Annotated in this window: 6 protein-coding genes and 1 tRNA gene; 1 reads left to right on the plus strand and 6 read right to left on the minus strand. The window is 65.3% G+C overall.

Translation table 11 applies throughout. From position 1 onward, the window contains the following. Positions 1-103 precede the first annotated feature (103 nt). The gene (locus P8X75_14725; protein ID MEJ1996435.1) at positions 104-922 is read right to left on the minus strand and encodes an OmpA family protein; all 819 of its coding nucleotides are present in this window, start codon (positions 920-922) and stop codon (positions 104-106) included. Positions 923-1,156: 234 nt separating this feature from the next. Beyond that, on the minus strand, positions 1,157-1,690 hold the full coding sequence (locus P8X75_14730; protein MEJ1996436.1) for an ATP-binding cassette domain-containing protein: 534 nt from the start codon (positions 1,688-1,690) through the stop codon (positions 1,157-1,159). Between the two features lie 85 nt (positions 1,691-1,775). On the opposite strand from P8X75_14730, the gene P8X75_14735 reads away from it, so the two are divergent. Then, positions 1,776-1,850, plus strand: a tRNA-Gly gene (locus P8X75_14735). Between the two features lie 8 nt (positions 1,851-1,858). Here P8X75_14735 and P8X75_14740 read toward each other — a convergent pair. The 4 genes from P8X75_14740 to P8X75_14755 all read right to left on the minus strand — a co-directional run bounded on the left by P8X75_14740 (position 1,859) and on the right by P8X75_14755 (position 5,012). After that, positions 1,859-2,368 carry an OsmC family protein gene (locus P8X75_14740; GenBank protein ID MEJ1996437.1) on the minus strand — a complete coding sequence of 170 codons (510 nt, stop codon included), beginning with the start codon at positions 2,366-2,368 and terminating at the stop codon, positions 1,859-1,861. Between the two features lie 101 nt (positions 2,369-2,469). After that, positions 2,470-3,561 (minus strand): GTP-binding protein, encoded by a 1,092-nt coding sequence (locus tag P8X75_14745; GenBank protein ID MEJ1996438.1) that lies wholly within the window; start codon positions 3,559-3,561, stop codon positions 2,470-2,472. Then, on the minus strand, positions 3,558-4,616 hold the full coding sequence (locus P8X75_14750; protein MEJ1996439.1) for a COX15/CtaA family protein: 1,059 nt from the start codon (positions 4,614-4,616) through the stop codon (positions 3,558-3,560). Before P8X75_14750 ends, P8X75_14745 begins: the two co-directional genes overlap by 4 nt. 132 nt (positions 4,617-4,748) lie before the next feature. Further along, positions 4,749-5,012: an usg protein gene (locus P8X75_14755; GenBank protein ID MEJ1996440.1), complete on the minus strand. Its 264-nt coding sequence runs from the start codon at positions 5,010-5,012 to the stop codon at positions 4,749-4,751. Positions 5,013-5,314: the final 302 nt, after the last annotated feature.

Consider the following 5,314-nt stretch of genomic DNA (forward strand, 5'->3'; position numbering starts at 1 on the left):
ATTTAGGTGGCCGCGGGAAAGGGGCAAGCACGCAAAAAGGAAGCGGCGCCGCCCTTGTCAGGCGGCGCCGCTCCCAGTCTTAGCGGCTATGAAGTGCCGAGGCCTACTGGAGAAGGATCTCCACGCGGCGGTTGGCACGCTCAGCAACGCCGTCGGCGGTCTGAACGGCCGGCTCGCTTTCGCCGCGGGCCGCAACGCTGATCGAGCCAGCCGGCACGCCCTTGTCCAGAAGGACAGCGCGGACGGCCTCTGCACGACGCAGCGACAGCTTCATGTTGTAGTCCTCAGGACCGGCACGGTCGGCGTGACCCGTGAGGGCAAAGCCGGCGCCAGTGCGGTTCGCCTCGGCGATCGCGGCATCAATGATCTTCATGCCGTTCTCGCTGACGACGGAGCTGTCGAAGGCGAAGAGGATGGTGTAGCTGGCCGGAGCCATGGCGGTCGGTGCGCCCTGCAGTTCCTTCATGGCGGCCCAGAAGCCGTCCTTACAGGCCGCGATGTGCTCAGGCTGGAAGTTCTCTTCCTGCTGCTCAACCCAGCAATCAAACTTCGCCTGGGCGCGGGCAGCGGTCTCCGGGGCGCGGTCGCGCGCGCCACCGTCAAGAACGGCGACGAGAGCGGAGCGGGCGGAGGTCAACTCTTCGACGTACTCGGCCGGAATGTCCCAGTTCTCCAGGACAGCAGGCTCGACCGCTTCGCCGGCGGCGGCCCGGGAGGCCTTGTCGGCGTAGTAGTCGGCGTCGATCCAGTCGTACATCTCATAGGCCTCAAACTCGGAGAGGGCCTTGTACTCGTCGAACAGAGCGGCAGAGAACGCGGAACCGGAGGCTTCCATGCCATCGAGCGTCTCGACCTTGGTGCCAACGCAGCCAGCGAGCAGCGTAACTGCCGCCAGAGCGCTGAGAACCTTAGTTTTAATCATAATTCACCCCTCCTTAGGGTCTGGTGGCCTCAAGACGAAGACCTTTGCTGAGACCAACCCTTGGGTCGGCGCACAGACAACGGCTACGCTCCGTCTCGCTTATGAACGCGGTACACAACTACCATGCTCTAAGTCAAAATGCGATTGTGAATGTTATCTACCAGAAAAATAGCGCAAATCCACGACCGCTGTGGCAGTTTTGCAACAGACCGCATAGTTGTGACAAATAAGTGACTACTCATAGTCGCCGGCGCCTTCGGAAAGCCGAAGGGTCCGGCCGTTTTCCCGGTCGGCATCGCCGGCGTCGTGCGTTACCAGGAGGGTCGGCAAGGCCGCGGCCTTCGCGTGCTCGAAAACGAAGCGGCGAAAGCGCCCGCGCAACTCGGCGTCCAGCTTGGAGAAGGGTTCGTCCAGCAGCAGCGCGCGCGGCTCCGACAGCAGGCAGCGCATGAGCGCCGTGCGCGCCCTCTGCCCGCCCGAAAGGGTGGCCGGGTCCCGATCGGCGAAGCCGGCCATGCCGGCCTCCGCCAGCGCCTCTTCGATCCGCGCCTGACGTTCCTTCTTGCCGCGCAGTTCTGGCCTTAGCTCGCCCTCCGCCTCGAACGCCGGATCGAGGGTCCCGCAGAGGTAGGAGAGCAGGCTGGACTTGCCGCAGCCGCTGGGCCCCATCAGTGTCACGATCTCGCCGGGCGCGACCGTGAGGTCCAGCGGGCCCAGAAGGGTCTTCCCGTCCAGCGCCAGGCGCACGCGCTTCAACTCAAGCGTCATGGCGCTCTAGACCCTTGTCCTGCGCTATTGCCAGCGCGTCCGATTGGTCGTAGATATCGATCGGCGCCATCCGGCGCCGCCGGATGCGGGTGTAGCTCAGTGGTAGAGCAGTAGCTTCCCAAGCTACGTGTCGAGGGTTCAATTCCCTTCACCCGCTCCATTCTTCCTTCAGATGCGCTCCAGCTTGGCGGTCATGGCGGGCGAGGCTTGCAGGGTCTGGTAGACCACGCAGTAGCGCTCGGCCAGGCGGATCAGGTTGGCGAGCTGCTCCTCGCTCGCATCGCTCTCCACCTCGAAGGTCAGGTCGATCGACTGGAAGCCGACCGGCGTCGCCTTGTCCATGCCGAGCGTGCCGCGGAAGTCCATGACGCCCTCGGCCTTCACGCTGCCGCCCTTGATCTCGATGCCCATGGCGGTGGCGACGGCGTTCAGCGTGACGCCCGCGCAGGCGACCAGGGCCTGCAACAGCATGTCGCCGGAGCAGGCGAAGTCGGTGCTGCCGCCCGCGGCGGGGTGCAGGCCGGCGCGGGCCGAGCCGGTGAAGGTCTCCACGTGGCAGGCCACGTCCGGCTGATCGAGCTTGCCCTCGGCATGCATGGTGATCAGCGCCGAAGCGGCGTCGTCCTTGTACTTCTGCTTGATCGGCGCCTGGAGGGCGCGCAGTTCGTCGGCGTTCATCGTCGTTAACTCCTGGATGTCAAAGGCCTGGGCCTGGATGTCGAGAGCCCGGGGCTTGCCTGAGGGCCGGGCGAAAAGATAAGCAGGCCGCCCCTGGCTTGTCACGCCTGTGTCAGGCCGGGAGCGGAGTCCTCGTTGAAGGAGCGCAGCGTCTCCTCGAACAGGCTTTGCGGCAGGTCGCGGACGATGAAGACAAGGCGCGTGGTGCGGTCTTCATCGGGCCAGGCGGGCAACTGTACCGGCGGATGGAACAGATGCTGGACCCCATGCACCACCAGCGGCAGCTCCTCGCCTTCGATGTTGAGGATGCCCTTGATGCGCAGGATCTGCCCGCCGTAGAGCGTGATCAGCATCTCGACCCAGGCGTTGAGCCGGTCCCAGTCCAGCGGGGTCTCGTAGGTCACGCAGAAGGCGCGCACGCGCTCATCGTGGCGGTTCACGTCGTGATGATGGTGGTCATGCCACTGCCCCTGCCCATGATCATGGTCGGGGCCCGCTTCGTAAGCCTCGGCGGCCAGCCAGCGCTGCACGTCCAGGCTCTTGGTCTTCGGGTCATAGAGGCCGCAGCCGAAGAGCCGGTCCGGCGCGACCCGGCCGTTCTCGATATGAAGCAGCGGCGCCGCGGGGTTGAGCGCCTTCAGCCGCGCCTCCAGCGCCTCCAGCGCCTCCGGCTTCGCCAGATCGCCCTTGGTCACGAGGATGCGGTCGGCGACGGCGGCCTGCTTCACCGATTCCATCTGGGCGTCGAGCGTGGCCTCGCCGTTGACCGCGTCCACCGTGGTGATGACGCCATCCAGGCGGAAGCGCTCCATCAGGACCGGGTCGGTCATCAGCGTATGGAGGATCGGCGCGGGATCGGCCAGGCCCGTGGTCTCGATCACCAGGCGGGTGAAGGGCGGCACCTCGCCGCGCACGCGCTTCTTGTAGAGGCCGCGCAGCGTGTCCACCAGATCGCCCCGGATCGAACAGCAGAGGCAGCCCGAGTTCATCAGCACCATGTCCTCGGAGGATTCCGCCACCAGATGGTGATCGAGCCCGATCTCACCGAACTCGTTGATCACCACCGCCGTCTCCTCCATCGCCGGATCGGCGAGCAGGGCGCGTAGCAGCGTGGTCTTGCCGCTGCCCAGGAAGCCGGTCAGGAGCGAGGCCGGGATCGGTTCGTCGGGGATGTGGAGCGTCTCTTCGCTCATCGCTCCGCTCTGAGGTTGTAGAGCGCCCAGACCGTGGCGGTCAGCAACAGCAGGGCGCCCGCCTGATGCAACGCGCCCATCCAGACCGGAACGACCATCAGCAGCGTCGTGACGCCCAGCGCGAACTGCGCCAGCGCGGCCAGCGCGATCAGGGTGAAGCCCGCCCGCGCCGCCGGCGAAATCTCCGGAGAGCGGGACGCGAGGAAGAGGCCGATTGCCGCCAGCACCGTCGCCACCGCCAGGACCCGGTGGTTGAACTGCACGGCGGCGGTGTTCTCGAAGAAGTTCAGCCAGAAGGGGCTCAATTCCGCGTACTCGGGCGGCGCGAGGCGGTCGCCCATCAGCGGGAAGGTGTTGTAGATGAAGCCGGCGTTGAGCCCGGCGACGAAGGCCCCTGAGACCAGCGTCGCCGCGATCAGCAGCGCCAGCAGCACCAAGAGCGCCTTCAGCCCGCCGCCCTCCGCCGAGCCCTCGGGCGTCGGCCGCAGAAAGCTGAAGGCCAGCCAGAGCACATAGGCGTAGATGAAGAGCGCCAGGCCCAGGTGCAGGGCCAGGCGGTACTGACTGACGTCGTCGCGCTCGGCAAAGCCGCTTGCCACCATGTACCAGCCCATGAAGCCCTGCAGCGCGCCCAGCGCCAGCACGATCAGTAGGTGCGGCAGCCGCTCCCGGTCGATGCGGCCGCGCAGCGCGAAGATCACCAGCGGCACGGCGTAGACCAGCCCGATCAGGCGGCCCCAGAGCCTGTGCACCCACTCCCACCAGAAGATCTCCTTGAAGTCGGCCAGCGTCATGCCCTGGTTGACCAGCTGGTATTCCGGGATGGTCTTGTAGAGGGCGAAGAGCCGCTCCCACTCCTCCTGGCTGAGCGGCGGCAGCGCGCCGGAGATCGGCGCCCACTCCATGATCGAGAGACCCGATTCCGTCAGGCGCGTGATCGCGCCGATCACCGCCATGGCGAAGATCATCGCCGCGGTGAACAGCAGCCACAGGCCGACGCCGCGGTCGCCGCGGCTCTCGAAGGCGTGGGGAGTGTAGTAGCTGTAGGAGGTCATGGCGCCTTGCTGCGTCCGGCTCCGTTGCCAGGGAGGTTTCTCAACAACCGGGTAGGTACGCCGAAAGCGCCGCGTCCGCAAGGGTGCGCGGCGGAATGCCGCCCGCTGGCCCGCGCCGGGGAGGCGGCGCTGCTATTGCAGGGTCAAAAGCGCGTCGGCGAAGCGCGCCTCGCCGGGGCCGATGATCGGCACGTTGGCCACCGTGACGGAATGCAGCGGGCCGTCCAGGTTGGCTTCCCAGAAGTCCAGGAAGTGCTTCAGGCGCGGAAACTTCGGGGCGAGATCGTAGTCCTGCCAGATGTAGCTCTGTAGAAGGCTGGGATGATCGGGAAGCTGATAGAGAATTTCCGCGGTCGTCAGGCGGTAGTCCTTCATCTGCAACTCGAGATCGGTCATGCCTTTCTGTGCTCCTGCTCTGCTAAAGCCACAGAGGCATGGTCACCCCCTCGGCCGGTGATTCGCAATAAAAAAGCAACATAATCAGTATGTTAGCAGCCTATCTCCTAGAGTGCTGCTACCTGCATTCTTGGCATACAGCACTAGTAAAACGGGCTAGACCCAAAGCCGAAACCCGAAAACAGAGCTGTCTGATGCCCCTTTATAATTCTGCCGGCCTCCTCTGCCTAAATGGGTGAGTGAGAACGATGTCGATGAAACATCTCCGTCTAGCCGGACAGTGTGAGGAGCTACAGGCGGCC

Origin of the sequence: Limibacillus sp. (assembly GCA_037379885.1) — a bacterium.
Lineage (GTDB): Bacteria > Pseudomonadota > Alphaproteobacteria > Kiloniellales > CECT-8803 > JARRJC01.

Bases quoted from the DNA above. Each gene is read 5' to 3' on its own strand.
- P8X75_14740 (MEJ1996437.1), bottom strand. From the start codon at position 2,368: ATGAACGCCGACGAACTGCGCGCCCTCCAGGCGCCGATCAAGCAGAAG.
- P8X75_14745 (MEJ1996438.1), bottom strand. From the start codon at position 3,561: ATGAGCGAAGAGACGCTCCACATCCCCGACGAACCGATCCCGGCCTCG.
- P8X75_14755 (MEJ1996440.1), bottom strand. From the start codon at position 5,012: ATGACCGATCTCGAGTTGCAGATGAAGGACTACCGCCTGACGACCGCG.
- P8X75_14750 (MEJ1996439.1), bottom strand. From the start codon at position 4,616: ATGACCTCCTACAGCTACTACACTCCCCACGCCTTCGAGAGCCGCGGC.
- P8X75_14730 (MEJ1996436.1), bottom strand. From the start codon at position 1,690: ATGACGCTTGAGTTGAAGCGCGTGCGCCTGGCGCTGGACGGGAAGACC.
- P8X75_14725 (MEJ1996435.1), bottom strand. From the start codon at position 922: ATGATTAAAACTAAGGTTCTCAGCGCTCTGGCGGCAGTTACGCTGCTC.